Source organism: Serratia oryzae (assembly GCF_001976145.1).
GTDB classification, from domain to species: domain Bacteria; phylum Pseudomonadota; class Gammaproteobacteria; order Enterobacterales; family Enterobacteriaceae; genus Chania; species Chania oryzae.
The window spans coordinates 137,328-159,634 of record NZ_MOXD01000006.1 but is presented as its reverse complement, the minus strand read 5'-3'; the positions used below and the strand labels follow the sequence as shown (position 1 = coordinate 159,634).

Below are 22,307 nucleotides of genomic sequence, written 5' to 3'. Positions count from 1 at the left end.
CGGATGAGCGGTAAAGCGAAGCGTTTAATGGTGATGGCAGGCGGTACCGGTGGGCATGTGTTCCCGGGGCTGGCGGTCGCGCATCATCTGATGGCGCAAGGCTGGCAGGTGCGCTGGCTTGGAACCGCCGACCGTATGGAAGCCGACCTGGTGCCAAAGCATGGGATCGAGATTGATTTTATACGCATTTCCGGCTTGCGCGGCAAAGGTTTGAAGGCCCAGTTGACCGCGCCGTTGCGCATCTGGCGTGCCGTGCGTCAGGCCAAGGCGATTATGTGCAGCTATCAGCCAGATGTGGTGTTGGGCATGGGCGGTTATGTTTCTGGCCCCGGAGGCTTGGCTGCCTGGTTGTGCGGCATCCCGGTGGTGCTGCACGAGCAGAACGGCATTGCGGGGTTGACCAATCGCTGGCTGTCACGCATTGCCAAAACGGTATTACAGGCTTTCCCCGGCGCATTCCCCAGCGCGGAGGTGGTGGGTAACCCGGTGCGGACCGATGTGCTGGCATTGCCATTACCTGCGGAGCGCCTAGCTGGGCGTGAAGGGCCGGTTCGCGTGCTGGTGATTGGCGGAAGCCAGGGTGCACGCGTGCTGAATCAGACGGTTCCCGAAGCCGCGGCGCTGTTGGGCGATAAAATCACCCTCTGGCATCAGGTAGGCAAGGGGGCGCTGGAAACGGTATTGCTTGACTATGAAAGGGCAGGGCAGACCCAGCACAACGTTACAGAGTTTATCGACGACATGGCAGCGGCCTATGCTTGGGCCGACGTGGTGGTGTGCCGTTCCGGTGCGTTGACCGTCAGTGAGATTGCGGCGGCCGGCTTACCTGCCATCTTCGTGCCTTTCCCGCATAAAGATCGTCAGCAGTACTGGAATGCCCGTCCGCTGGAGGCGGCAGGTGCGGCGAAAATTATTGAACAGCCGCAGTTTACCGCTGGAGCACTGGCGGAACTGTTGGCGGGCTGGGATCGCCCAACGTTACTGATGATGGCTGAAAAAGCCCGTGCGGTAGCGATCCCGGATGCAACAGAACGCGTGGCGGCGGAGATCGTTCGCGTAGCTAAATAGATCATGCAGGGCTTGGCTCGCCGAGCCTTATGAAGAATAAGCAATGTGGGGTTCGCAGATTGAACCCGGATAGAGAGAGTGATGAATACACAACAATTGGCGAAACTACGTACTTTCGTGCCTGAGATGCGACGCGTCCGGCACATCCACTTTGTTGGCATCGGTGGTGCTGGCATGGGGGGTATCGCCGAAGTGTTGGCTAACGAAGGTTATCAGATCAGCGGTTCCGACCTGGCACCGAATCCGGTCACCCAACAGTTAAGCGAGCTTGGGGCAACGATTTATTTCCATCATCGCCCAGAGAATGTGCTGGATGCCAGCGTGGTGGTGGTTTCAACGGCGATTTCGGCAGATAACCCAGAGATCGTCGCGGCCCGTGAGGCACGTATTCCAGTGATCCAGCGTGCAGAGATGCTGGCTGAACTGATGCGCTACCGTCATGGCATCGCCATTGCCGGTACGCACGGCAAAACCACCACCACCGCGATGGTGTCAAGTATTTATGCTGAAGGTGGGTTGGATCCGACCTTTGTTAACGGCGGATTGGTGAAGGCGGCGGGTACCCATGCGCGCCTGGGCTCCAGCCGTTACCTGATTGCCGAAGCCGATGAGAGCGACGCTTCATTCCTGCATTTGCAGCCAATGGTGGCGATTGTCACCAATATCGAAGCCGACCATATGGATACCTACCATGGCGATTTCGAAAACCTGAAGCAGACGTTCATCAGTTTCCTGCATAACCTGCCGTTCTATGGCCGTGCGGTGATGTGTATTGACGATCCTGTCGTGCGTGAACTGTTGCCGCGAGTTGGCCGCCACATCACCACTTACGGCTTCAGTGAAGATGCTGACGTGCGCGTAGAGAGCTATCGGCAGCTTGGGCACCAGGGGCACTTTACCCTGAGCCGTCAGGACAAACCGTTGCTGACCGTGACCCTGAACGCGCCGGGCCGCCATAATGCGCTGAACGCCGCGGCGGCGGTGGCGGTGGCCACGGAAGAGGGCATTAGCGATGAGGCCATTCTGCGTGCGTTGGCTGGTTTTCAGGGTACGGGCCGTCGCTTTGATTTCCTGGGGGATTTCCCGCTGGCAGCGGTTAATGGCAAACCGGGTAGCGCGATGCTGGTGGACGATTATGGCCATCACCCAACTGAAGTGGATGCGACCATCAAGGCCGCGCGTGCAGGCTGGCCGAGCAAACGCGTGGTGATGATTTTCCAACCGCACCGCTTCACGCGTACTCGCGATCTGTACGATGATTTTGCCCATGTGCTGTCGCAGGTGGATGTGCTGCTGATGCTGGATGTTTATCCGGCCGGTGAAGCGCCGATCCCCGGGGCCGACAGCCGTTCGCTGTGTCGTACTATCCGCAATCGCGGCAAGCTGGATCCGATTCTGGTTGCCGATGCGGAAATCATGCCGGAAACCTTGGCACAATTGTTACAAGATGACGATCTTATCCTGGTGCAAGGTGCCGGTAACGTCGGTAAAATCGCGCGCAAGCTGGCTGAGCTTAAGCTGCAGCCGCAGAACAAAGAGGAGGCTCAGCATGGCTGATAAAGTTGCCGTGTTACTGGGTGGAACCTCCGCAGAACGAGAGGTGTCACTGCAATCCGGTGCGGCGGTGCTGGCTGGGTTGAAAGAGGCCGGTATTGACGCTCATCCTGTCGATACCCGCGATTTCCCAGTGGCTCAATTGAAAGATCACGGTTTCAGCAAGGTCTTTATCGCGCTGCATGGGCGCGGTGGTGAAGATGGTACTTTACAGGGGCTGTTGGAGTATTTGCAGTTGCCTTACACCGGCAGCGGCGTTATGGCATCGGCGCTGACCATGGACAAGTGGCGCACCAAGCTGGTGTGGCAATCGATGGGTTTACCGATCGCTCCGTATGTGGCGCTGTGCCGTGAGCAGTACTTTAGTCAAGAGCGTGACAGCCTGCTGGCTGCGGTGGCCGCGCTGGGGTTGCCGTTGATCGTCAAGCCTAGCCGCGAAGGCTCCAGCGTCGGCATGAGTAAGGTCACTGAGAGCAGCGCGCTTGCAAGTGCGTTGGAAGAGGCTTTCCGTCATGATGATGATGTGCTGGTGGAGAAATGGCTGAGCGGCCCTGAGTATACCGTGGCGATCCTCGGTGATCGGGTATTGCCTTCCATCCGCATTCAGCCAGCTGGTGTGTTTTACGACTATCAGGCCAAATACATTGCCGATGATACCCAGTATTTCTGCCCGAGTGGCCTGAGTGCGCAGCAGGAAGCCGAGATGGCGGCACTGGCACTGCGAGCCTATCGTGGGCTAGGTTGCCGCGGTTGGGGGCGTGTTGACGTGATGCAGGACAGCGATGGGGGAGTCTATCTGCTGGAGGTGAATACCTCGCCAGGCATGACCAGTCACAGTCTGGTGCCGATGGCAGCGCGCCAGGCTGGGTTGACCTTCTCGCAGTTGGTTGCGGCAATTCTGGCGTTGGCTGACTGAGATGTCGCAAGCTGCTCTGAATGCGCGCGAGCGCGTGGTGGATAACGGCCCGCGCCGCAGCAACGGAACCCAACTGGCAGGCATGATTTTCCTGCTGATGGTGTTAGGAACGATCTTGTGGGGCGGTTGGGCGGTGATTGGCTGGATGAAAGATGCCAGCCGCTTGCCACTCTCGAAACTGGTGGTGACCGGCGAGCGCCATTACACCACTAATGACGATATTCGCCAGGCGATCCTGGCGTTGGGCGCACCGGGCACGTTCATGACGCAGGATGTGGACATTATCCAGCAGCAGATTGAGCGCCTGCCATGGATCCAGCAGGCCAGCGTGCGCAAGCAGTGGCCGGATGAGCTGAAGATCCACCTGGTGGAGTATGTCCCGGTGGCGCACTGGAATGATTTGCACATGGTGGATGCTGCCGGTAAGTCGTTCAGCGTACCGGCAGAGCGCTTAGGTAAACAGAAATTACCGTTGCTCTATGGCCCGGAAGGGAGCGAGCAGGATGTTTTGGAAGGGTATCGTGCGATGAGCAGCATGTTAGCGGCCAGCAAGTACTCGCTTAAAATGGCGTCTATGACGGCCCGCCACTCATGGCAGTTAGCTTTGGATAACGATGTTCGGCTGGAGCTGGGACGTGACGATCGCATGGGGCGCCTGCAACGCTTTATCGGGCTTTACCCGGTGTTGCAGCAGCAGGCACAGGCGGAAAACAAGCGTATCAGCTATGTCGATTTACGTTACGACACCGGTGCTTCGGTCGGTTGGGCCCCGGCGTTTATTGACCCGCAGGCAGCTGGCGAACGGTCAGACAGTAATCAGCAACAGAATCAGGCACAGGCAAAACAACAATGATCAAGTCGACGGACAGAAAACTGGTAGTTGGACTGGAGATCGGTACTGCAAAAGTCTCCGCATTGGTAGGGGAAGTTCTGCCCGATGGCATGGTCAACATTATCGGGGTGGGCAGTTGCCCGTCTCGCGGTATGGATAAGGGTGGTGTCAACGACCTGGAGTCGGTAGTGAAATGCGTTCAGCGTGCTATCGATCAGGCCGAACTGATGGCTGATTGTCAGATTTCTTCGGTTTACCTCGCATTATCAGGTAAACATATTAGCTGTCAGAACGAAATAGGGATGGTGCCTATTTCAGAAGAGGAAGTGACGCAGGAGGATGTGGAAAATGTGGTGCATACCGCCAAATCGGTACGTGTCCGCGATGAACACCGCATTCTGCACGTTATCCCTCAGGAATATGCCATCGATTATCAGGAAGGGATCAAAAACCCGGTGGGGTTATCCGGCGTGCGTATGCAGGCCAAGGTGCACCTGATCACCTGCCATAACGATATGGCAAAGAATATTGTCAAAGCGGTGGAACGTTGTGGTCTGAAAGTGGATCAACTGATTTTCGCCGGTCTGGCGGCCAGCTATGCGGTGCTGACCGAAGATGAGCGTGAACTCGGCGTCTGTGTGGTGGATATCGGCGGTGGCACCATGGATATGGCGGTGTATACCGGCGGCGCGCTGCGCCACACCAAAGTGATCCCTTATGCCGGGAACGTGGTCACCAGCGATATCGCCTATGCCTTCGGGACACCGCCGGCAGACGCGGAAGCGATTAAAGTTCGACACGGCTGTGCGCTTGGGTCGATTGTTAGCAAGGATGAGAGTGTAGAGGTGCCTAGCGTTGGGGGCCGACCCCCGCGTAGTCTGCAAAGACAGACACTGGCTGAAGTGATTGAGCCACGCTACACCGAACTGTTGAATCTGGTTAACGATGAAATTTTACAATTGCAGGAGCAACTACGGAGCCAAGGGGTGAAGCATCATCTGGCAGCAGGTATTGTGCTGACCGGCGGTGCCGCCCAGATTGACGGCTTGGCAGCCTGTGCGCAACGGGTGTTCCACACCCAGGTGCGCATCGGCCAACCCTTAAACATCACGGGGCTGACGGACTACGCACAGGAGCCTTATTACTCCACGGCGGTAGGGTTGTTGCACTATGGAAAAGAGTCTCATCTGAGCGGTGAGGCAGAAGTAGAAAAACGCGCCTCAGTGGGCAATTGGTTTAAACGTATCAATAGCTGGCTGAGAAAAGAGTTTTAATGTTTCAACAAAGAGATCATGCTGAATTATCTTTTTATGATCTCGCAGCGACAGGCACAAAACGGAGAGAAACTATGTTTGAACCAATGGAACTAACCAATGACGCGGTGATTAAAGTCATCGGCGTCGGCGGTGGCGGTGGCAACGCCGTTGAACACATGGTGCGCGAGCGCATCGAAGGTGTTGAATTCTTTGCCGTTAACACCGACGCTCAGGCGTTACGTAAAACGGCAGTGGGCCAAACCATCCAGATTGGTAGCGGTATTACCAAAGGGTTGGGGGCAGGCGCGAACCCGGAAGTGGGTCGTAATTCGGCGGAAGAAGACCGTGAAGCCCTGCGTGTAGCCCTGGAAGGTGCAGACATGGTCTTTATCGCGGCTGGCATGGGTGGCGGTACCGGTACCGGTGCCGCGCCCGTTGTGGCTGAAGTTGCCAAAGATCTGGGTATTCTGACCGTCGCCGTGGTGACCAAGCCGTTCAATTTTGAAGGCAAGAAGCGCATGGCGTTCGCTGAACAGGGTATCGCTGAGCTATCCAAACACGTGGACTCGCTGATCACTATCCCTAACGACAAACTGCTGAAAGTGCTGGGCCGCGGCATTTCTCTGCTGGACGCGTTTGGCGCGGCTAACGACGTGCTGAAAGGCGCGGTGCAGGGTATTGCCGAACTGATCACCCGTCCGGGCCTGATGAATGTCGACTTTGCCGACGTGCGCACCGTAATGTCCGAAATGGGCTATGCGATGATGGGTTCCGGTGTGGCAAGCGGCGAAGACCGTGCGGAAGAAGCAGCGGAAATGGCGATCTCTAGCCCACTGCTGGAAGATATCGATCTGTCCGGTGCACGTGGCGTGCTGGTCAACATCACCGCTGGCTTCGATCTGCGTCTGGATGAATTTGAAACCGTGGGTAACACTATCCGTGCCTTCGCTTCTGACAACGCGACCGTGGTGATCGGGACTTCGCTGGATCCGGAAATGAACGACGAACTGCGTGTGACCGTGGTGGCTACCGGTATCGGTATGGACAAACGTCCTGAAATCACGCTGGTAACCAATAAACAGGCCAGCCAGCCAGTGATGGATCACCGTTACCAGCAGCATGGTATGTCGCCGTTGACGCAGGAGGTTAAACCTGCTGCCAAAGTGGTGAACGATCAGAGCACGCAACCGAATAAAGAGCCCGACTATCTTGATATTCCAGCCTTCCTGCGTAAGCAGGCTGACTAGGAATAAGCTGATATTTTGGAATCTCCGCTCTTTGTGCTAAACTGTCCCGCCGGCCGTGCTGTATGCTTGGCCGGTAGGATGGATAAACACTGCGAGATAAAACGATGATCAAACAAAGGACATTAAAACGTATTATTCAGACGACGGGTGTCGGTTTGCATACCGGCAAGAAAGTCACGCTGATAATGCGCCCAGCGCCGGCGAACACCGGGGTCATCTATCGTCGCACTGACTTGAATCCACCGGTTGATTTCCCGGCAGATGCAAAATCCGTGCGTGATACCATGCTCTGTACTTGCTTGGTGAATGAGTCAGACGTGCGTATTTCAACCGTTGAGCATCTCAATGCTGCGCTGGCGGGTTTGGGCATCGATAACATCATTATTGAAGTTGATGCTGCTGAAATCCCTATTATGGACGGTAGTGCCAGCCCGTTTGTGTTCCTGTTGCTGGATGCTGGCATAGAAGAACTGAACTCGGCGAAGAAATTCCTGCGTTTGAAAGAGACAGTGCGCGTAGAAGATGGTGATAAGTGGGCAGAGCTGTCCCCGCATAACGGGTTCCGCCTGGACTTCACTATTGATTTCAACCACCCGGCTATTGATGCCAGCACGCAGCGTTACCGCCTTGATTTCTCAGCGGATTCGTTTGTGCGCCAAATCAGCCGCGCGCGTACTTTCGGTTTCATGCGTGATATCGAATACCTGCAATCCCGTGGTTTAGCCTTGGGCGGCAGTTTCGATTGCGCCATTGTGGTAGACGACTATCGTGTCTTGAACGAAGACGGCCTGCGCTTCGAAGACGAATTCGTACGCCACAAAATGCTGGATGCCATCGGCGATCTGTTTATGTGCGGCCATAACATCATTGGCGCGTTCACCGCGTACAAGTCTGGTCATGCGCTGAACAACAAGTTGCTGCAGGCGGTTCTGGCGAAACAGGAAGCTTGGGAATACGTAACCTTCCAGGATGAAGCTGAAATGCCGTTGGCATTTAAAGCTCCTTCTACCGTGTTGGCGTAAACCCATACCGCTGATTATTTATCACGACTGGTAGCGTTGGCTCTCTCTCCTGCCAACGACGCCAGTCGTTCCAGTATTTTGCGTAATTTCTCTGGGCTGCGCGCCGCTAATCCTCGTAATTCATCCGCACTTTCCTGGCTTAAGTGACGCAAAGGGGCTGTGCTCTGCGCGTTTTCGGTCGTTTTTACAACATCCTGCACCTGACTGCTGCCTTTTGCCATCAAGGCTGGATTAATCCTGATGTCGATCGACAACAATGATGGTAGAATTTGCGCTCGTAGTGCGGATAGCAGGCTGGGTTGTTCATAGCGCAAGCGCATCATCCAACTTGCATTAGCGGTTTCCAGCACTAAAACACCCTGTCTGAAGTTGGCGACACGGCACCATGGGTGCAACTGGGCGGGCAACAGGCCCCTCACTGCGCGGTTGAGTTTCAGTAGCGCCAAGGCGCGTTGCTGAACGTTATGCAGTGGCCCTTTCTCTGTTGTGAGAGCGTCGTCGAACAGGACATCTAATAATTGTGGACGGCTATCGCGCATGATGGGCTCCGGCGGATTATAAACTCGTGATCGGTATTCTAAATCGTTGGCGACAATTTGGCAGACGTTATTTCTGGCCCCATCTCCTGTTAGGGATGGTCGCGGCCACGCTTGGCGTACCCCAAAATCTGTCCGGCACGTCCGATCAAACCGCGGTGCCGAGCACCTCGTCCAGCCTTAACCGCCAGAATTCGGTCAGTGAGGCCTTCAACAGCCTGGCGTTGCTGCAGGAAGTACATCGCCGCCCAACGTTTGGCGTCGATTATTGGCATCAGCATGCGCTTCGTACCGTCATTCGTCACCTTTCTTTTGCTCTTGCCCCGCAGGCGATTTATGCGCGCGTGCAGGAAGCGGAGCAGGATGCCGTTGAGCCGCCATTGCAGGTGGCACAACTGGCGTTGCTCTCCACGCTCAATGCGTTGCTGACGCATGAGCCGAAACCCCCGACTATCATTCGTGATACCAATCATTCCGTTGTTCCTTCTTTGGCGCAGCATCAGGCCGGGCTGTGGCTCGCTCAGGTGCAGGGTATTCGCGCCGGGCCTGGCCTTTTCAACTGATTCTTGCCCTGCGGGCAACCAACACCACCGAAACAACAGCGAGTTGATGGCGAATATCGCGTCGTCGCGTAAGAGATATTAAGAATCATGTTAAACAAATTATTGACCAAAGTTTTTGGCAGCAGCAACGATCGTACCCTGCGCCGTATGCGTAAAGCGGTTGAAGCGATCAACCGTATGGAACCGGACATGGAAAAACTGTCCGACACTGAATTACAGGCCAAGACCGACGAATTTCGTGAACGTCTGAAGAATGGCGAAGTGCTGGAAAGCCTGATCCCAGAAGCCTTTGCCGTAGTGCGTGAAGCCAGTAAGCGCGTGTTTGGCATGCGCCACTTCGACGTGCAGTTGCTGGGTGGGATGGTGCTGAATGAGCGTTGTATCGCCGAAATGCGTACCGGTGAAGGTAAAACCCTGACGGCGACCTTGCCCGCTTACCTCAATGCCCTGAGCGGCCGTGGTGTGCACGTGGTGACCGTCAACGACTATCTGGCACAGCGTGATGCCGAAAATAACCGTCCGCTGTTCGAGTTCCTTGGCCTGAGCGTGGGGATCAACCTGCCAAATATGCCAGCAGTAGCCAAGCGTGAAGCTTATGCTGCTGATATCACCTACGGTACCAACAACGAATACGGTTTTGACTACCTGCGTGACAACATGGCGTTCAGCCCGGAAGAGCGTGTGCAACGTAAACTGCACTATGCGCTGGTGGATGAAGTTGACTCCATCCTGATCGATGAAGCACGTACTCCGCTGATCATCTCCGGCCCGGCCGAAGACAGCTCAGAGATGTACATCAAGGTCAACAAGCTGATTCCTCAGTTGATCCGCCAGGAAAAAGAAGATTCTGACACCTTCCAGGGGGAAGGCCACTTCTCGGTGGATGAGAAAGCACGCCAGGTTCACCTGACTGAACGTGGTTTGATCCTGATCGAGCAGATGTTGGTGGATGCCAACATTATGGAAGAAGGCGAATCGCTGTATTCGCCAACTAACATCATGCTGATGCACCATGTAACTGCCGCATTGCGAGCTCATGTGCTGTTCACCCGTGACGTGGATTACATCGTCAAAGACGGTGAAGTCATCATTGTTGATGAGCACACCGGCCGTACCATGCAGGGCCGCCGCTGGTCTGATGGCTTGCATCAGGCGGTAGAAGCGAAAGAAGGCGTGGAAATCCAGAACGAAAACCAGACGCTGGCTTCGATCACCTTCCAGAACTACTTCCGTCTGTATGAGAAGCTGGCCGGTATGACCGGTACTGCCGATACCGAAGCGTTTGAATTCCGCTCGATCTACAAGCTGGATACGATCGTGGTGCCGACCAACCGCCCAATGATCCGTAAAGATATGCCGGATCTGGTCTACATGACCGAAAAAGAAAAGATCGCGGCAATCATTGAAGATATTCGTGAGCGCACCACTAATGGCCAACCCGTGCTGGTCGGTACCATCTCGATTGAAAAATCTGAAGTGGTTTCCCGTGAGCTGACGAAGGCCGGGATTGAGCACAAAGTGCTGAACGCCAAGTTCCACGCCATGGAAGCAGAGATCGTGGCACAGGCGGGGCAGACAGCCGCAGTGACCATCGCCACCAACATGGCAGGCCGTGGTACGGATATCGTGCTGGGGGGAAGCTGGCAGGCGGAGATCGCGCAGTTGGAAGATCCGAGCGAAGAGCAGATCGCGGCGATCAAAGATGCGTGGCAAATCCGCCATGACGCGGTGCTGGCTGCCGGTGGTTTGCATATTATCGGTACCGAGCGCCATGAATCACGCCGTATCGATAACCAGCTGCGTGGCCGTTCTGGTCGTCAGGGTGATGCGGGGTCTTCCCGTTTCTATCTGTCGATGGAAGATGCGCTGATGCGTATTTTTGCCTCGGACCGCGTATCCGGCATGATGCGTAAGCTGGGTATGAAAGACGGCGAAGCGATTGAGCATCCATGGGTAACCAAAGCGATTGCCAACGCGCAGCGTAAAGTAGAAAGCCGTAACTTTGATATCCGTAAGCAGTTGCTGGAATACGACGATGTGGCTAACGATCAACGCCGTGCGATCTACAGCCAGCGTAACGAACTGCTGGACGTATCGGACGTGAGCGAAACCATTAGCAGCATCCGTGAAGACGTATTCAAAACCACGATTGATAACTACATTCCGCCGCAGTCGCTGGAAGAAATGTGGGACGTGAAGGGGCTGGAAGAGCGTTTGAAGAGCGATTTCGATCTGGACATGCCGATCGCCGAATGGCTGGACAAAGAACCGCAGCTGCATGAAGAAACCTTGCGTGAGCGTATTCTGGAGAAAGCGAAAGAAGATTACCTGCGCAAAGAGGAAGTTGTTGGTGCTGAGATGATGCGTAACTTCGAGAAGGGGGTGATGTTGCAGACCCTGGACTCGCTGTGGAAAGAGCATCTGGCGGCAATGGATTATCTGCGCCAAGGGATCCACCTGCGCGGTTATGCGCAAAAAGATCCGAAGCAGGAATACAAGCGTGAATCTTTCAATATGTTTGGCAACATGCTGGAGTCACTGAAGTATGAAGTGATCAGCGTACTGAGCAAGGTTCAGGTACGTATGCCGGAAGAAGTTGAAGCTCTGGAACTGCAGCGTCGTGAAGAAGCCGCGCGTCTGGCGCGTCAGCAACAGCTGAGCCACCAGGAAGAGAACGCGTTGGCCATTGAGGATCCAAACTCACCGGCGGTAGCTGAGCGTAAAGTGGGGCGTAACGATCCTTGTCCGTGCGGTTCCGGCAAGAAATATAAGCAGTGCCACGGCCGTTTGCAAAAGTAAGCGGGCAGTAGTGAGTCACTAAACATAGGGGTTCAGCTTGCTGAACCTCTTTTTTTGCAGGCAACGATTGGGAGGATGCGATGAAGCACCTGAACATCGCCGTAGGTATTATCCGTAACCCACGGCAGGAGATCTTTATCACGCGCCGTGCGGCCGATGCACACATGGCTGGTTTTTGGGAGTTTCCCGGCGGCAAGATTGAGCAGGGTGAAACGCCGGAACAGGCATTACGCCGTGAATTGCAGGAGGAAACCGGCATTGATGCACACCAGACACAGCTGTTGGAGGTACTGGAACATCATTTCACCGATCGGATTGTGACGCTGAATTTCTATCTGGTGGAGGGTTGGACGGGCGAGCCATATGGCCGTGAAGGCCAGCCAATGCGCTGGGTGAAGCAGGTAGATCTGCGTGAGGATGAGTTCCCAGAGGCCAATGCCAGAATTATCAAATTGCTGGTTAAGCAAGCCATTACTGCAAAATGATTTTTTCGGCCTGGCATGCCAGGCCTAGATGATGACGGCTAACGATCGCGATCGTCTTCTTCACTCCAGTCTTCGGTTTCTGACAGATCGCCAGTGCTTGGAATACGTTTCTCTTCGTCAGCCCATTCACCAAGATCGATCAGTTGGCAACGTTTGCAGCAGAATGGGCGATAGGGGCTGATTTCACCCCAAACGACACCTTTGCCACAGGTTGGGCATTTCACTACGGTCGTCATATTTCTTCCTTACTTCCCTCAGCATGCGAAAGCGTTATCTCAGTGTCTTAACAGCAGGCCAACTCAAAGTCTAAACGCTCTGGCACCATGCCATTTTCACTGTCTAACGGCAAGAAACGGATGGCATAACGCGTTTTGTGGCCGGAGATCTGCGGATATAGCTGATAAGCCAGATCGATATTCAAGCGTAGCAGATCGGCCCCCTCGGCGTTGTCCTGAAAGAAACCATTCAAACTGGTTTGCTTACGGAAAGCACCGGCCTGACGCACCAGATCCAACACTATGGTCAGCGCTTGGCGCAGTGGTTCCAAGGTCTCCAGCCAGGCAGCAACGTCGGCATCACGCTCATGTTGGGCAATGTGCATCCAGATATGCAACGTCGGTAAGTCAAAACTGCAACAGCCACCTGGAATACTCAGGCGCTGGCGAACCAGGCTGATCAGGCGATCTTCACGCAGTGCCTGGCCCATGCGCGGAGCCGACATCAACGAGGCCGCACGTGCTTTTAGCTGGCTGCGCAACTGATTGATTACAGACATGTCTACGCCGGGCACTTCGGCCCATTGCAGCAATTTTTGCTGCTGGCGCTCCAGTTCTTTCAGGAGTTCGGTGCGGACTTCACCACGTTCCAGCACGTCCAACAGATCTGCGACGGTGCGGAAAAAGGTCAGGGCGATGGCGGTTTCGCTTAATTCCCTTTGGCCATGCAGTTGTTGCAGTAAAAACTCAATGCGCAGCCAGGTACGCATTTTTTCATTTAACGGGTGTTCAAAGAGAACGGTTAGGGAAGCGTCACTCATTCAGTTTAATCCTGTCGGGTCTCTGGCATTGCCAACTCAAGATAGCGGCGATGCAGTGCGGCAACATAAGGCTCAATTCCCTGAGCCGTGCCGCTATTGTCAATAACATCGTCGGCAACCGCCAAGCGTTGTTCACGCGTAGCCTGTGCAGACAAAATATCCTGTGCCTGCTGGCGGCTGATGCCGTCGCGGGCGATAGTTCTGGCGAGTTGCGTCTCGTTATCAACATCGACAACCAAAACGCGATCGGCGCGATCCTGCAGATGGTTTTCCACCAGCAGTGGCACTACCCACAGTGCGTAAGGGCCGTCGACCTGCGCCAGTTGACGCTGGGTTTCCTGGTGAATCAGTGGATGCAGTAACTGGTTAAGCCAGGTTTTTTCGTCAGGATGACTAAAGATACGCTGACGTAGCGCAGAACGGTTGAGTGAACCGTCACCCAGCAACATTTTATTACCAAAATGTGCAGAGATAGCCGCCAAAGCGGGGCTTCCTGGTTCAACAACCTGACGGGCAATCACGTCAGCATCAACGATGGCCACGCCCAAACGCGCAAAAGCGTCTGCAATGGTCGACTTGCCGCTGCCGATACCGCCTGTCAATGCAACAATGTAGGCCATGGTACGGGAGACATCCTGATATTCACCAAAAAATAATAAACGAATCATAAAGCGATCGCGCAGAAGTGCAAGCTGGCGCGAGCGACTTACCCCGTATCGCAGGATATCACTCCGCCAGAGGGGGAAAGGGGCGGAGAAAGTGATGTGGAAATCACATTGCGATGTCGTAGGTAAATTTATGGGATTGTAGCGTAAATAAAGGCGAAATCGCAGTCTTGCCGAGTGATTATTAGTGCGTATGATAGCGTCACTGGAACTGGCATTAATCTACCCATCGCCTTTCAAGCCGCAGCGTTGCCAGCTGTGCTTGCCCACTCCAGTCACTTACTTGAGTAAGCTCCTGGAAATAGGCAGGTTGGCCACTGAGCCGTCGCTTGAAGCTCATCGGGTACAGGTTCGAACATCCCCCTGCGATCCGTCGCCAAAAACCAGGAAATTATTTGTCATGCGTATTGAAGAAGATTTGAAGCTGGGCTTTAAAGATGTGTTGATTCGCCCAAAGCGCTCCACGCTGAAAAGCCGCTCAGAAGTTGAACTGGAACGTCAGTTTACCTTCAAACATTCAGGTTGGAACTGGTCTGGAGTGCCGATTATTGCTGCCAACATGGATACGGTTGGCACCTTCCGCATGGCTGAAGCTTTGGCATCCTTCGAGATCCTTACCGCTGTTCATAAGCATTACACCGTTGAGCAATGGGCTGAGTTTGTGCAGCGTGTGCCGGAATCCACTCTGCGCCACGTGATGGTGTCTACTGGCACCTCCGAAGCCGACTTCGTGAAAATGAAGCAGATTCTGGCCTTATCCCCAGGGCTGAAGTTCATCTGTATCGATGTGGCAAACGGCTACTCTGAACACTTCGTTGCCTTCTTGCATAAAGCCCGTGAAGCCTGCCCGAATCATGTGATTTGTGCCGGTAACGTGGTGACCGGTGAAATGGTCGAAGAACTGATCCTATCTGGCGCTGATATTGTTAAAGTGGGTATCGGCCCAGGTTCTGTTTGTACCACCCGCGTGAAAACCGGTGTGGGCTACCCGCAGCTTTCTGCCGTGATCGAGTGCGCTGATGCCGCACACGGTCTGGGTGGCCAGATCGTCAGTGACGGTGGTTGTTCGGTACCGGGCGACGTGGCTAAAGCTTTCGGCGGTGGCGCAGACTTTGTGATGCTCGGCGGTATGCTGGCGGGGCACGATGAATGCGAAGGCACCGTAGTGGAAGAGAACGGCGAGAAATTCATGCTGTTCTACGGCATGAGTTCTGAATCTGCGATGAAACGCCACGTAGGCGGTGTTGCCGGCTACCGTGCCGCAGAAGGGAAAACCGTCAGGCTGCCGCTGCGTGGTGAAGTTGAGTTTACCGTGCGTGATATCCTGGGTGGTTTGCGTTCTGCCTGTACTTATGTCGGTGCTGAGCGTTTGAAAGAACTGACTAAGCGTACTACCTTTATCCGCGTCGCGGAGCAGGAAAATCGCGTTTTCGGCAGTAAATAAGCCTCCGAAACCCAGCTTTAAACCCGGTTAACGCCGGGTTTTGTATTTCTGCACTACCCCAACACGTTTCCCAGTTGGAAAATAGGCAAATACATGGCGATGACCAAGGCGCCGACAATGCCGCCAACCACCATCATCAGCATAGGCTCAAGCGTTTGTGCCAGCGTATCAGCCAGTTCGTGAGTCTGCTGTTCATGCCAGTGCGCCAGCTTCTCTAAAAGGATATCCAGCGTACCGGATTCTTCGCCAACCCGGACCAGTTGCTGGCACAGGGAGGGGAATAACGCCTGTTGGGATAACGCGCGGTGGAAAGGGTGTCCTTGAGCTAGCTGTTGTTGAATAGCTTCCAATGCCTGGCGATAAAACAGGTTACCTACCGACAGCGTAGCGGCATGTAGCCCTTCAACCAGCGTGAGGCCTGCCTGTTGGGTCATGGTCAGGATGCGGAATATCTGGCTGAGGCAATTGCCTTTTATCAACGAAGCAATCAGCGGGATGCGTAGCTGTGCGGCCTGTTCACGCCGTTGCCAATCGGGCAACGGATGCAGCCAGCGCAGATACCCCCCTGCCAGCCCCGCTAGGCTCACCAGCAGATAAGGTCCGGCACCGATCAACAGTGCGGACAGATTCAGCAACCCTTGGGTAAACCAGGGGAGTGGCGCATTGAATGATTGATATACCTTGGCAAACTCCGGCAGCACCATCACCAACATCAATATGCTGACCAGTATGGCCACCACACAGATAAACAGCGGGTAGCGCAGGGCTTTCGCCACCTTTTTCTGCAGCTTTTGCTGGGCTTCCTGTTGCTGTGCCAACTGCAGGCAGCAGCGGTCAAGGTTGCCGGTTAGTTCACCGATGGCAATCAACTGGCGGTAGATCAGTGGGAACACGGCCTGCTGCTCGCTAATCACCTCAGAGAAAGGTTGCCCCAGAGCCACTTTATGGCTGATTTCCAACAACAGGCAGCGCCATGCCGCTGATTGATGCTCTTTGGCCAGCAGTTGCAGGCTGTTGACCAGCGGCAGGCCAGCCTGTAACAGGGTGGCCAATTGCCGGGTAAATTGGATCATCGGCTCACCACGCCAGAGGCGCGAAGTGATGCGTTTCCCTGCGCTGATTTGATAAGGCTGTAGCCCTTGCTCAAGCAGTTGCTGGTAAACCTGATTTTTGTCATCGACCATGAATTCCCCTTGGCGGATAGCGCCTTGAGAATCGATCGCCTGCCACAGGTAGAGACGGCACTTTTTCATAGGTTTGCCTCGCTGCCCGCTGCCGTGCCAACAACGCGATACACCTCTGCCAGCGACGTTGTCCCTTGTGCCACCAGCGCTAAACCAGCTTGCAGCAGCGTTATTTGCCCCTGCTGTTGTGCAATGTCTGCTAGTTGGGCCGCTGAAGCATTTTGCAGCAGGGCATCTTGTACTTCAGGGGTGATGGTCAGCAGTTCATAGAGGCCAATGCGGCCGTAATAGCCACCAAAACAATGTTCACAACCGCTAGCGCTCCAGTGGGTTAGCGGCTCAGGCCAGAGACTGGCCGGGAAACGCGGGTAATCGCTCTGCGGATAACGGCAGTGTGAGCATAAGCGCCGCACCAGGCGCTGGGCGATGATCAACTTCAGGCAGGCGGCCAGCAGATAGCCGGGGATGCCCATTTGGGTCAGGCGCGTCAGGGTTTCGCTGGTGGAGTTGGTATGCAGGGTTGAAAGCACCAAATGCCCGGTTTGTGCGGCTTTTACGGCGATCTCGGCGGTTTCTCTGTCGCGGATCTCGCCGATCATGATGACGTCAGGATCCTGGCGCAGCAGCGCCCGCAAGACGCGGGCGAAATCCAGATCGGTCTTGCTGTTGATCTGGGTTTGGTTGATGCCGAATACCGGGATCTCAATCGGATCTTCCACGCTGCATAGATTGCTCTGTATATCATTCAACTGGCGCAGGCCGCTGTAGAGCGTGACGGTTTTACCACTGCCGGTGGGGCCAGTAACCAGGATCATTCCTTGCGGGCTGGCGAGGGCATTGGCATACAGCCCAAGCGCTGCCGGGCTCATACCGAGCTGTTCGAGCAGCAGTTCCTGGCGGTCGGTTTGCAGGATCCTCAACACCACTTTTTCGCCATATAGCGTCGGCAACGTTGAAATACGCATTGAGAAACTGGCGTTATCCAACTGTGCGCTGAGTTGGCCGTCCTGCGGCAGACGGCGCTCTGCAATATCCAACTGCCCCATGATTTTCAGCCTGGCGATAATGCGCGTGGCCAGTGGAAAAGGAGGGGATACGATGGCCTGTAAAACACCGTCAATCCTTAGCCGGACGCGGAGCGTTTGCTGATAAGGTTCAAAGTGTATATCAGAGGCTCGTCGTTGAATGGCGCTGCGCAGGGTCTGATTGATAAATTGCACCACCGGAGTCTCGCTGTCGTCATTAAGCGAGGGCGCACTACCTTCTGCAATTTCTGGCGAAGGTACGCTGTCGGCAGATTGCCACTGATTCTGCGCCTGTTCCAGACGAGCAAGGGGCCATTGTTCAACCACAATGCTTTTGCCAGCGGCGAAGCGCAGCGCTTGCACCAGCGCGGGTGGGATCTCACCGTGCAAGGCGATGGTCAGTTGCTGGGCATTTTCGCTGAGTGCCAAGGCCTGGTAGCGCTGGCAGAGTGCGTGGATTTCATCGCTGATGCTCATTTCGGTGGCCCTCATTCAGTTGCATCATCAAAGCGGAATACTTCCTGGCAAGTTTCCTTGAGGTTACTGTCATCGCTGCTGCATAGGCGCGTCCAGCGGATTAAGCCAGAGGGATCCTGTACCGGCGTGAGCGTGGTGCTCAGCCCTTGTAAGCTTTGCGTACCGGTCAGGCTGATGGCTCCCTGGCTGACCTCAATTTTACTGACATAGCGTGATGCCGCACCGGCGGGGATGCCTTTGCTACCTGCGTTGCAACCGGTTGGGCTGCCGTTTTCCAGCGAACAAAGTTCGACTGCCATCTTGTAAGGCGTCATCGCCTGCAACATGTCGGTCATGGCTGCTTTCTGGATGTAGCGTTGATAAGCGGGAATGCCGATAGCACTCAATATGGCGATAATCGCAATGACCACCATTAACTCGATCAAGGTAAAACCGCGTTGTGTTTCCATCTGTTGTCTCCTCCCAATAAGCGTGGAGGCAACGTTAAAACGCTGGGCTGACGCTGGCGAGCGGGCGATGACGATTGTGCGCGGGCGTTCCAGTGCAACGTGTTGGCGTTGCGGGCGGTTAAAAAATAATGCGTGGTAATTCGCAGATTAGGAAATGAGAAACGCCTCTCTGCGGCGGCAAAGAGGCTGTTCGAGAGAGAGTATTATTGAAAACGCATCGATAAATCGAGAGCGGTGACGTGCTTGGTCAATGCCCCTACCGAGATGTAGTCTACGCCGGTTGCGGCAAATTCCCGCAGGGTCTGGGCGGTGACGTTACCGGAAACTTCGAGCTGTGTTCGCCCCTGAGCCAAGGCAACGGCATCGCGCATCATCGCCACGCTGAAATTATCCAGCATCACGATGTCGGCACCGGCATCCAGCGCCTGCTGTAGTTCGTCCAGTGATTCAACCTCCACCTCTACCGGGACGTCGGCGTGCAGCCAGAAGGCTTTTTCCACTGCGTTTTTGATCGAGCCAGAAGCAATGATGTGGTTTTCTTTAATCAGGAAAGCGTCAGAAAGGCCCAGACGATGATTGCTGCCGCCGCCGCACAGCACGGCATATTTTAACGCAGTACGCAGGCCTGGCAGCGTTTTGCGCGTATCCAGCAGGCGGGTTTGTGTGCCTTTAAGCAATTCAACGTAATGGCTGACTGCGGTGGCGACACCGGAAAGGGTCTGGACAAAATTCAGCGCAGTGCGCTCGCCGGTCAGCAGGATGCGCGCTGGGCCACTCAGGTGACACAGGGGCTGGTTAGGCACCAGACGATCGCCATCCTGCACCAGCCACTCTATTCTCACCAGCCCACCCAATTGGATAAACACTTCATCTATCCAGCGGCGGCCACAGAAAATACCCGGTTCGCGGGTGATGACGGTGGCTTCAGCCTGCTTGTCTGGTGGGAGTAATTGCGCGGTAATATCGCGCTCGGCATCCACTTCCCCCCCCAGATCTTCTCTCAGCGCCTGGGCAACGGTATAAGGGATATCACTTTCAATACGTTCAAGAAGCGCGGTACGGCGACTGTCAGCACTGTAACGGCGTGTCGGCATAGAAAACTCCGGAATGGGCGGTAGGTTTGTAAGCGATCATGCTACTCTGTTGCGAAAGCAAGTACCACCGTAGCGAGGTCAGGTGCTGTTCTGGAACGCCAGTGTTAAAGGCAGTTCTACCTGGTAACAAACCGCTCAGCCCAGCGGCGCTAAGCTGGGTAAAGATAACGAGATGAGAGGATTAGCTAATGACGCTGTTTACGCTGTTACTGGTTCTGGCGTGGGAACGTCTATTTAAACTGGGTGAGCATTGGCAGTTGGACCACCGTCTTGAAGTGGTGTTTCAGCGCCTGCACCGGTTTTCGCTGGCACAAACGCTGTTTATGGTTATTGTCTGGATGGCGCTGATCGGGGGCATCCTGTGGTTGGCTAAAGGCCTGCTTTTTGGTGTGGTCGTGCTGCTGTTGTGGATCCTGATTGGGCTGCTGTGCGTGGGGGCGGGTATCAAGCGTAAGCATTACCGTGCCTATTTAAACGCTGCCCGTCAGGGCGACGAGCATGCCAGCGATCAGATGGCAGAAGAATTGGCCTTGATCCATGGCCTCCCGGTTGGTTGTAGCAAAGAAGAGCGGCTGCGCGGGCTGCAGAATGCGCTGCTGTGGATTAACTATCGCTATTATCTGGCACCGTTATTCTGGTTTGTGGTAGGCGGGCCTTATGGGCCGATTGCGCTGGCAGGCTATGCTTTTCTGCGCGCTTATCAAACCTGGTTGGCGCGCCACCAGACGCCGCTGGAGCGTTCCCAGGCCGGTATCGATTTTCTGCTGCACTGGCTGGATTGGATCCCGGTGCGGTTGGCTGGGGTGGCCTATGCGCTATTTGGTCACGGTGAAAAAGCCTTGCCTGCCTGGTTTGCTTCGTTAGGCGATCGCCATACTTCACAATATCTGGTGTTGACGCGTCTGGCGCAGTTCTCTTTAGCGCGCGATCCGCATGATGATCAGGTGCAGACACCACGAGCTGCGGTCACGCTGGCGCGGAAGGTGACAATGATTATCCTGGTAGTGGTAGCGCTGCTGACAATTTACGGTACGTTGGTTTAAACCGCAGTGTAGTGAGAGAGCGGGCGCGCAATGCGCCCGCGAACTGATTTACAGCTTGGCGAAGCAGCGGCGGGCTGCAGCGACTGTGCGCTGAATGTCTTCATCGCTGTGTGCGACCGACATAAACCCGGCCTCGAATGCTGAGGGCGCCAGATAAATCCCTTCGTCCAGCATCAGGTGGAAGAAGCGCTTGAAGCGTTCAACATCACATTGCATCACGTCCTGATAGCGGGTGACGGCTGGTGCGTCGGTAAAGAACAGGCCGAACATACCGCCAACATGGTTGACGACAAACGGAATGTTTTCGGCTTTTGCCGCTTCCAGCAGGCCTCTGGCCAGTTTGTCGGTCAGTTCAGTCAACGTCTGGTGGATGCCCACTTGTGAAACCTCGGTCAGACAGGCGAAACCTGCCGCCATGGCAATCGGGTTGCCCGACAGCGTCCCGGCCTGATAGACCGGCCCGGTGGGGGCCAATGCGTCCATCACTTCACGACTGCCACCGAAGGCCCCGACCGGCATGCCGCCGCCGATAATTTTGCCGAGGCAGGTCAGATCCGGCACCACATCGTAATAACTTTGCGCACCCGCCAGGGCAACGCGGAACCCGGTCATGACTTCGTCAATAATCAGCAGCGCGCCATATTGATCGCACAATGCGCGCAGGCCGGGCAGGAATTCTGGCAGTGGTGGTACGCAGTTCATGTTGCCTGCTACCGGTTCAACGATGATACAGGCGATCTCTGCAGGGTATTGCTCAAACGCGCTACGCACAGACTCAAGATCGTTAAAGGTGCAGGTCAGGGTATGCTTGGCGAAATCGGCCGGTACGCCCGGTGAGTTTGGCTGGCCTAGCGTCAGTGCGCCGGAGCCGGCTTTGACCAGCAGGCAGTCGGCGTGGCCGTGATAACAACCTTCAAACTTGATGATTTTGTCACGGTGGGTGTAACCGCGCGCCAGACGAATGGCGCTCATGGTGGCTTCCGTACCGGAGTTCACCATACGTACCATATCCATCGTCGGCACCAGTTCGGTAACCAACTGCGCCATTTTGACTTCCATTTCGGTCGGTGCGCCAAAGCTCAGGCCACGCTGCGCCGCTTCGATGACCGCATTACGGATCGCCGGATGATTGTGGCCCAGCACCATGGGGCCCCAGGAACCGACGTAATCGATATAGGCTTTGCCATCGGCATCAAAAAGGTAAGCACCGTCAGCGCGTTCGATAAACAGTGGTGTGCCGCCGACACCGGTGAATGCACGCACCGGAGAGTTAACCCCGCCGGGGATTAACTGCTGCGCCTGGGCATACAGACTTTCGGACTTGCTGTGTAAGCTCATAAATCGGCTCCTGGGTTTTTATTTGAATGATTTGACCGCGCTATTCTAGAGGAGAGCGCTACGTTATGAAACGATCGCGTGTTGATGAACCGAGGTGGCCCGCTCAGTTTCAGGGGGCAAGCTCTTGTATTCCTCGGTATTGAGCCGCACATTAGGCGAGCAGGCTTGGGTTGCGGCAAAAGAAACAGGTAAAGAAAATACAACAAATGCGGTGAATACTTGAACGCAACACTCAGGTATTAGATAATCAAAGGTATTGATCGGGCTAGCCTGA

21 protein-coding genes are annotated in these 22,307 nt (G+C 55.1%); 12 read left to right on the top strand and 9 right to left on the bottom strand.

Going from position 1 to position 22,307, the window contains the following annotated elements; genetic code table 11:
- Positions 1 to 3 precede the first annotated feature (3 nt).
- The 7 genes from murG to lpxC all read left to right on the top strand — a co-directional run bounded on the left by murG (position 4) and on the right by lpxC (position 7,895).
- Positions 4 to 1,068, top strand: a complete 1,065-nt coding sequence (murG, locus tag BMI79_RS12795) for an undecaprenyldiphospho-muramoylpentapeptide beta-N-acetylglucosaminyltransferase (RefSeq protein ID WP_076942522.1) — start codon at positions 4 to 6, stop codon at positions 1,066 to 1,068.
- 81 nt (positions 1,069 to 1,149) lie between these two features.
- On the top strand, positions 1,150 to 2,625 hold the full coding sequence (gene murC / locus BMI79_RS12790; RefSeq protein WP_076942521.1) for a UDP-N-acetylmuramate--L-alanine ligase: 1,476 nt from the start codon (positions 1,150 to 1,152) through the stop codon (positions 2,623 to 2,625).
- On the top strand, positions 2,618 to 3,538 hold the full coding sequence (locus tag BMI79_RS12785) for a D-alanine--D-alanine ligase (protein ID WP_076942520.1): 921 nt from the start codon (positions 2,618 to 2,620) through the stop codon (positions 3,536 to 3,538). Before murC ends, BMI79_RS12785 begins: the two co-directional genes overlap by 8 nt.
- Position 3,539: 1 nt before the next feature.
- Positions 3,540 to 4,391 (top strand): cell division protein FtsQ, encoded by an 852-nt coding sequence (ftsQ, locus tag BMI79_RS12780; RefSeq protein WP_076942519.1) that lies wholly within the window; start codon positions 3,540 to 3,542, stop codon positions 4,389 to 4,391.
- Complete coding sequence (ftsA, locus tag BMI79_RS12775; protein WP_076942518.1) at positions 4,388 to 5,644, top strand: cell division protein FtsA; 1,257 nt, start codon at positions 4,388 to 4,390, stop codon at positions 5,642 to 5,644. Before ftsQ ends, ftsA begins: the two co-directional genes overlap by 4 nt.
- Positions 5,645 to 5,718: 74 nt before the next feature.
- Positions 5,719 to 6,873 carry a cell division protein FtsZ gene (gene ftsZ, locus BMI79_RS12770; protein WP_076942517.1) on the top strand — a complete coding sequence of 385 codons (1,155 nt, stop codon included), beginning with the start codon at positions 5,719 to 5,721 and terminating at the stop codon, positions 6,871 to 6,873.
- Positions 6,874 to 6,977: 104 nt separating this feature from the next.
- Positions 6,978 to 7,895 (top strand): UDP-3-O-acyl-N-acetylglucosamine deacetylase, encoded by a 918-nt coding sequence (gene lpxC, locus BMI79_RS12765; RefSeq protein WP_076942516.1) that lies wholly within the window; start codon positions 6,978 to 6,980, stop codon positions 7,893 to 7,895.
- Between the two features lie 14 nt (positions 7,896 to 7,909).
- Here lpxC and BMI79_RS12760 read toward each other — a convergent pair whose 3' ends face one another.
- Positions 7,910 to 8,434, bottom strand: a complete 525-nt coding sequence (locus BMI79_RS12760) for a DUF721 domain-containing protein (RefSeq protein ID WP_076942515.1) — start codon at positions 8,432 to 8,434, stop codon at positions 7,910 to 7,912.
- Between the two features lie 26 nt (positions 8,435 to 8,460).
- Between BMI79_RS12760 and secM the strand changes: the two genes are divergently transcribed.
- The 3 genes from secM (at position 8,461) to mutT (ending at position 12,278) form a co-directional block, all read left to right on the top strand.
- Positions 8,461 to 8,994 (top strand): secA translation cis-regulator SecM, encoded by a 534-nt coding sequence (gene secM / locus BMI79_RS12755; RefSeq protein WP_076942514.1) that lies wholly within the window; start codon positions 8,461 to 8,463, stop codon positions 8,992 to 8,994.
- Positions 8,995 to 9,081: 87 nt separating this feature from the next.
- A complete protein-coding gene (gene secA / locus BMI79_RS12750; protein ID WP_076942513.1) occupies positions 9,082 to 11,793 on the top strand; it encodes a preprotein translocase subunit SecA in 2,712 nt (903 codons plus the stop codon).
- Positions 11,794 to 11,873: 80 nt separating this feature from the next.
- Entirely contained in the window at positions 11,874 to 12,278 is a 405-nt protein-coding gene (gene mutT / locus BMI79_RS12745) for an 8-oxo-dGTP diphosphatase MutT (protein WP_076942512.1), read from the top strand.
- Between the two features lie 38 nt (positions 12,279 to 12,316).
- Here mutT and yacG read toward each other — a convergent pair whose 3' ends face one another.
- The 3 genes from yacG to coaE are packed head-to-tail and all read right to left on the bottom strand — an operon-like array spanning position 12,317 to position 13,934.
- Positions 12,317 to 12,514 carry a DNA gyrase inhibitor YacG gene (yacG, locus tag BMI79_RS12740; RefSeq protein WP_076942511.1) on the bottom strand — a complete coding sequence of 66 codons (198 nt, stop codon included), beginning with the start codon at positions 12,512 to 12,514 and terminating at the stop codon, positions 12,317 to 12,319.
- A gap of 47 nt (positions 12,515 to 12,561) precedes the next feature.
- The gene (gene zapD, locus BMI79_RS12735; RefSeq protein ID WP_076942510.1) at positions 12,562 to 13,314 is read right to left on the bottom strand and encodes a cell division protein ZapD; all 753 of its coding nucleotides are present in this window, start codon (positions 13,312 to 13,314) and stop codon (positions 12,562 to 12,564) included.
- Between the two features lie 5 nt (positions 13,315 to 13,319).
- Positions 13,320 to 13,934 (bottom strand): dephospho-CoA kinase, encoded by a 615-nt coding sequence (gene coaE / locus BMI79_RS12730; protein ID WP_076942509.1) that lies wholly within the window; start codon positions 13,932 to 13,934, stop codon positions 13,320 to 13,322.
- A 445-nt stretch (positions 13,935 to 14,379) separates the two neighbouring features.
- Between coaE and BMI79_RS12725 the strand changes: the two genes are divergently transcribed.
- On the top strand, positions 14,380 to 15,423 hold the full coding sequence (locus tag BMI79_RS12725) for a GMP reductase (RefSeq protein WP_076942508.1): 1,044 nt from the start codon (positions 14,380 to 14,382) through the stop codon (positions 15,421 to 15,423).
- 53 nt (positions 15,424 to 15,476) lie between these two features.
- Here BMI79_RS12725 and hofC read toward each other — a convergent pair whose 3' ends face one another.
- The 4 genes from hofC to nadC form a co-directional block, all read right to left on the bottom strand.
- Positions 15,477 to 16,676 (bottom strand): protein transport protein HofC, encoded by a 1,200-nt coding sequence (gene hofC / locus BMI79_RS12720; RefSeq protein WP_076942507.1) that lies wholly within the window; start codon positions 16,674 to 16,676, stop codon positions 15,477 to 15,479.
- Positions 16,673 to 18,109, bottom strand: coding sequence for a type II secretion system protein GspE (gene gspE / locus BMI79_RS12715; protein ID WP_076942679.1), 1,437 nt, complete (start codon positions 18,107 to 18,109; stop codon positions 16,673 to 16,675). Before gspE ends, hofC begins: the two co-directional genes overlap by 4 nt.
- 11 nt (positions 18,110 to 18,120) lie before the next feature.
- Complete coding sequence (gene ppdD, locus BMI79_RS12710) at positions 18,121 to 18,558, bottom strand: prepilin peptidase-dependent pilin (RefSeq protein WP_076942506.1); 438 nt, start codon at positions 18,556 to 18,558, stop codon at positions 18,121 to 18,123.
- Positions 18,559 to 18,761: 203 nt separating this feature from the next.
- A complete protein-coding gene (gene nadC / locus BMI79_RS12705) occupies positions 18,762 to 19,652 on the bottom strand; it encodes a carboxylating nicotinate-nucleotide diphosphorylase (RefSeq protein ID WP_076942505.1) in 891 nt (296 codons plus the stop codon).
- Between the two features lie 188 nt (positions 19,653 to 19,840).
- Here nadC and ampE point away from each other — a divergent pair, with 188 nt between their 5' ends.
- Positions 19,841 to 20,695, top strand: coding sequence for a beta-lactamase regulator AmpE (gene ampE / locus BMI79_RS12700; protein ID WP_076942504.1), 855 nt, complete (start codon positions 19,841 to 19,843; stop codon positions 20,693 to 20,695).
- Between the two features lie 48 nt (positions 20,696 to 20,743).
- Here ampE and hemL read toward each other — a convergent pair whose 3' ends face one another.
- Positions 20,744 to 22,033 (bottom strand): glutamate-1-semialdehyde 2,1-aminomutase, encoded by a 1,290-nt coding sequence (gene hemL / locus BMI79_RS12695; protein ID WP_076942503.1) that lies wholly within the window; start codon positions 22,031 to 22,033, stop codon positions 20,744 to 20,746.
- Positions 22,034 to 22,307 lie beyond the last annotated feature (274 nt).

Excerpts from the sequence above, each read along its gene's own strand:
- murG (WP_076942522.1), top strand. The coding sequence starts at position 4 with ATGAGCGGTAAAGCGAAGCGTTTAATGGTGATGGCAGGCGGTACCGGT.
- murC (WP_076942521.1), top strand. The coding sequence starts at position 1,150 with ATGAATACACAACAATTGGCGAAACTACGTACTTTCGTGCCTGAGATG.
- BMI79_RS12785 (WP_076942520.1), top strand. The coding sequence starts at position 2,618 with ATGGCTGATAAAGTTGCCGTGTTACTGGGTGGAACCTCCGCAGAACGA.
- ftsQ (WP_076942519.1), top strand. The coding sequence starts at position 3,540 with ATGTCGCAAGCTGCTCTGAATGCGCGCGAGCGCGTGGTGGATAACGGC.
- ftsA (WP_076942518.1), top strand. The coding sequence starts at position 4,388 with ATGATCAAGTCGACGGACAGAAAACTGGTAGTTGGACTGGAGATCGGT.
- ftsZ (WP_076942517.1), top strand. The coding sequence starts at position 5,719 with ATGTTTGAACCAATGGAACTAACCAATGACGCGGTGATTAAAGTCATC.
- lpxC (WP_076942516.1), top strand. The coding sequence starts at position 6,978 with ATGATCAAACAAAGGACATTAAAACGTATTATTCAGACGACGGGTGTC.
- BMI79_RS12760 (WP_076942515.1), bottom strand. The coding sequence starts at position 8,434 with ATGCGCGATAGCCGTCCACAATTATTAGATGTCCTGTTCGACGACGCT.
- secA (WP_076942513.1), top strand. The coding sequence starts at position 9,082 with ATGTTAAACAAATTATTGACCAAAGTTTTTGGCAGCAGCAACGATCGT.
- mutT (WP_076942512.1), top strand. The coding sequence starts at position 11,874 with ATGAAGCACCTGAACATCGCCGTAGGTATTATCCGTAACCCACGGCAG.
- yacG (WP_076942511.1), bottom strand. The coding sequence starts at position 12,514 with ATGACGACCGTAGTGAAATGCCCAACCTGTGGCAAAGGTGTCGTTTGG.
- zapD (WP_076942510.1), bottom strand. The coding sequence starts at position 13,314 with ATGAGTGACGCTTCCCTAACCGTTCTCTTTGAACACCCGTTAAATGAA.
- coaE (WP_076942509.1), bottom strand. The coding sequence starts at position 13,934 with ATGGCCTACATTGTTGCATTGACAGGCGGTATCGGCAGCGGCAAGTCG.
- BMI79_RS12725 (WP_076942508.1), top strand. The coding sequence starts at position 14,380 with ATGCGTATTGAAGAAGATTTGAAGCTGGGCTTTAAAGATGTGTTGATT.
- hofC (WP_076942507.1), bottom strand. The coding sequence starts at position 16,676 with ATGAAAAAGTGCCGTCTCTACCTGTGGCAGGCGATCGATTCTCAAGGC.
- gspE (WP_076942679.1), bottom strand. The coding sequence starts at position 18,109 with ATGAGCATCAGCGATGAAATCCACGCACTCTGCCAGCGCTACCAGGCC.
- ppdD (WP_076942506.1), bottom strand. The coding sequence starts at position 18,558 with ATGGAAACACAACGCGGTTTTACCTTGATCGAGTTAATGGTGGTCATT.
- nadC (WP_076942505.1), bottom strand. The coding sequence starts at position 19,652 with ATGCCGACACGCCGTTACAGTGCTGACAGTCGCCGTACCGCGCTTCTT.
- ampE (WP_076942504.1), top strand. The coding sequence starts at position 19,841 with ATGACGCTGTTTACGCTGTTACTGGTTCTGGCGTGGGAACGTCTATTT.
- hemL (WP_076942503.1), bottom strand. The coding sequence starts at position 22,033 with ATGAGCTTACACAGCAAGTCCGAAAGTCTGTATGCCCAGGCGCAGCAG.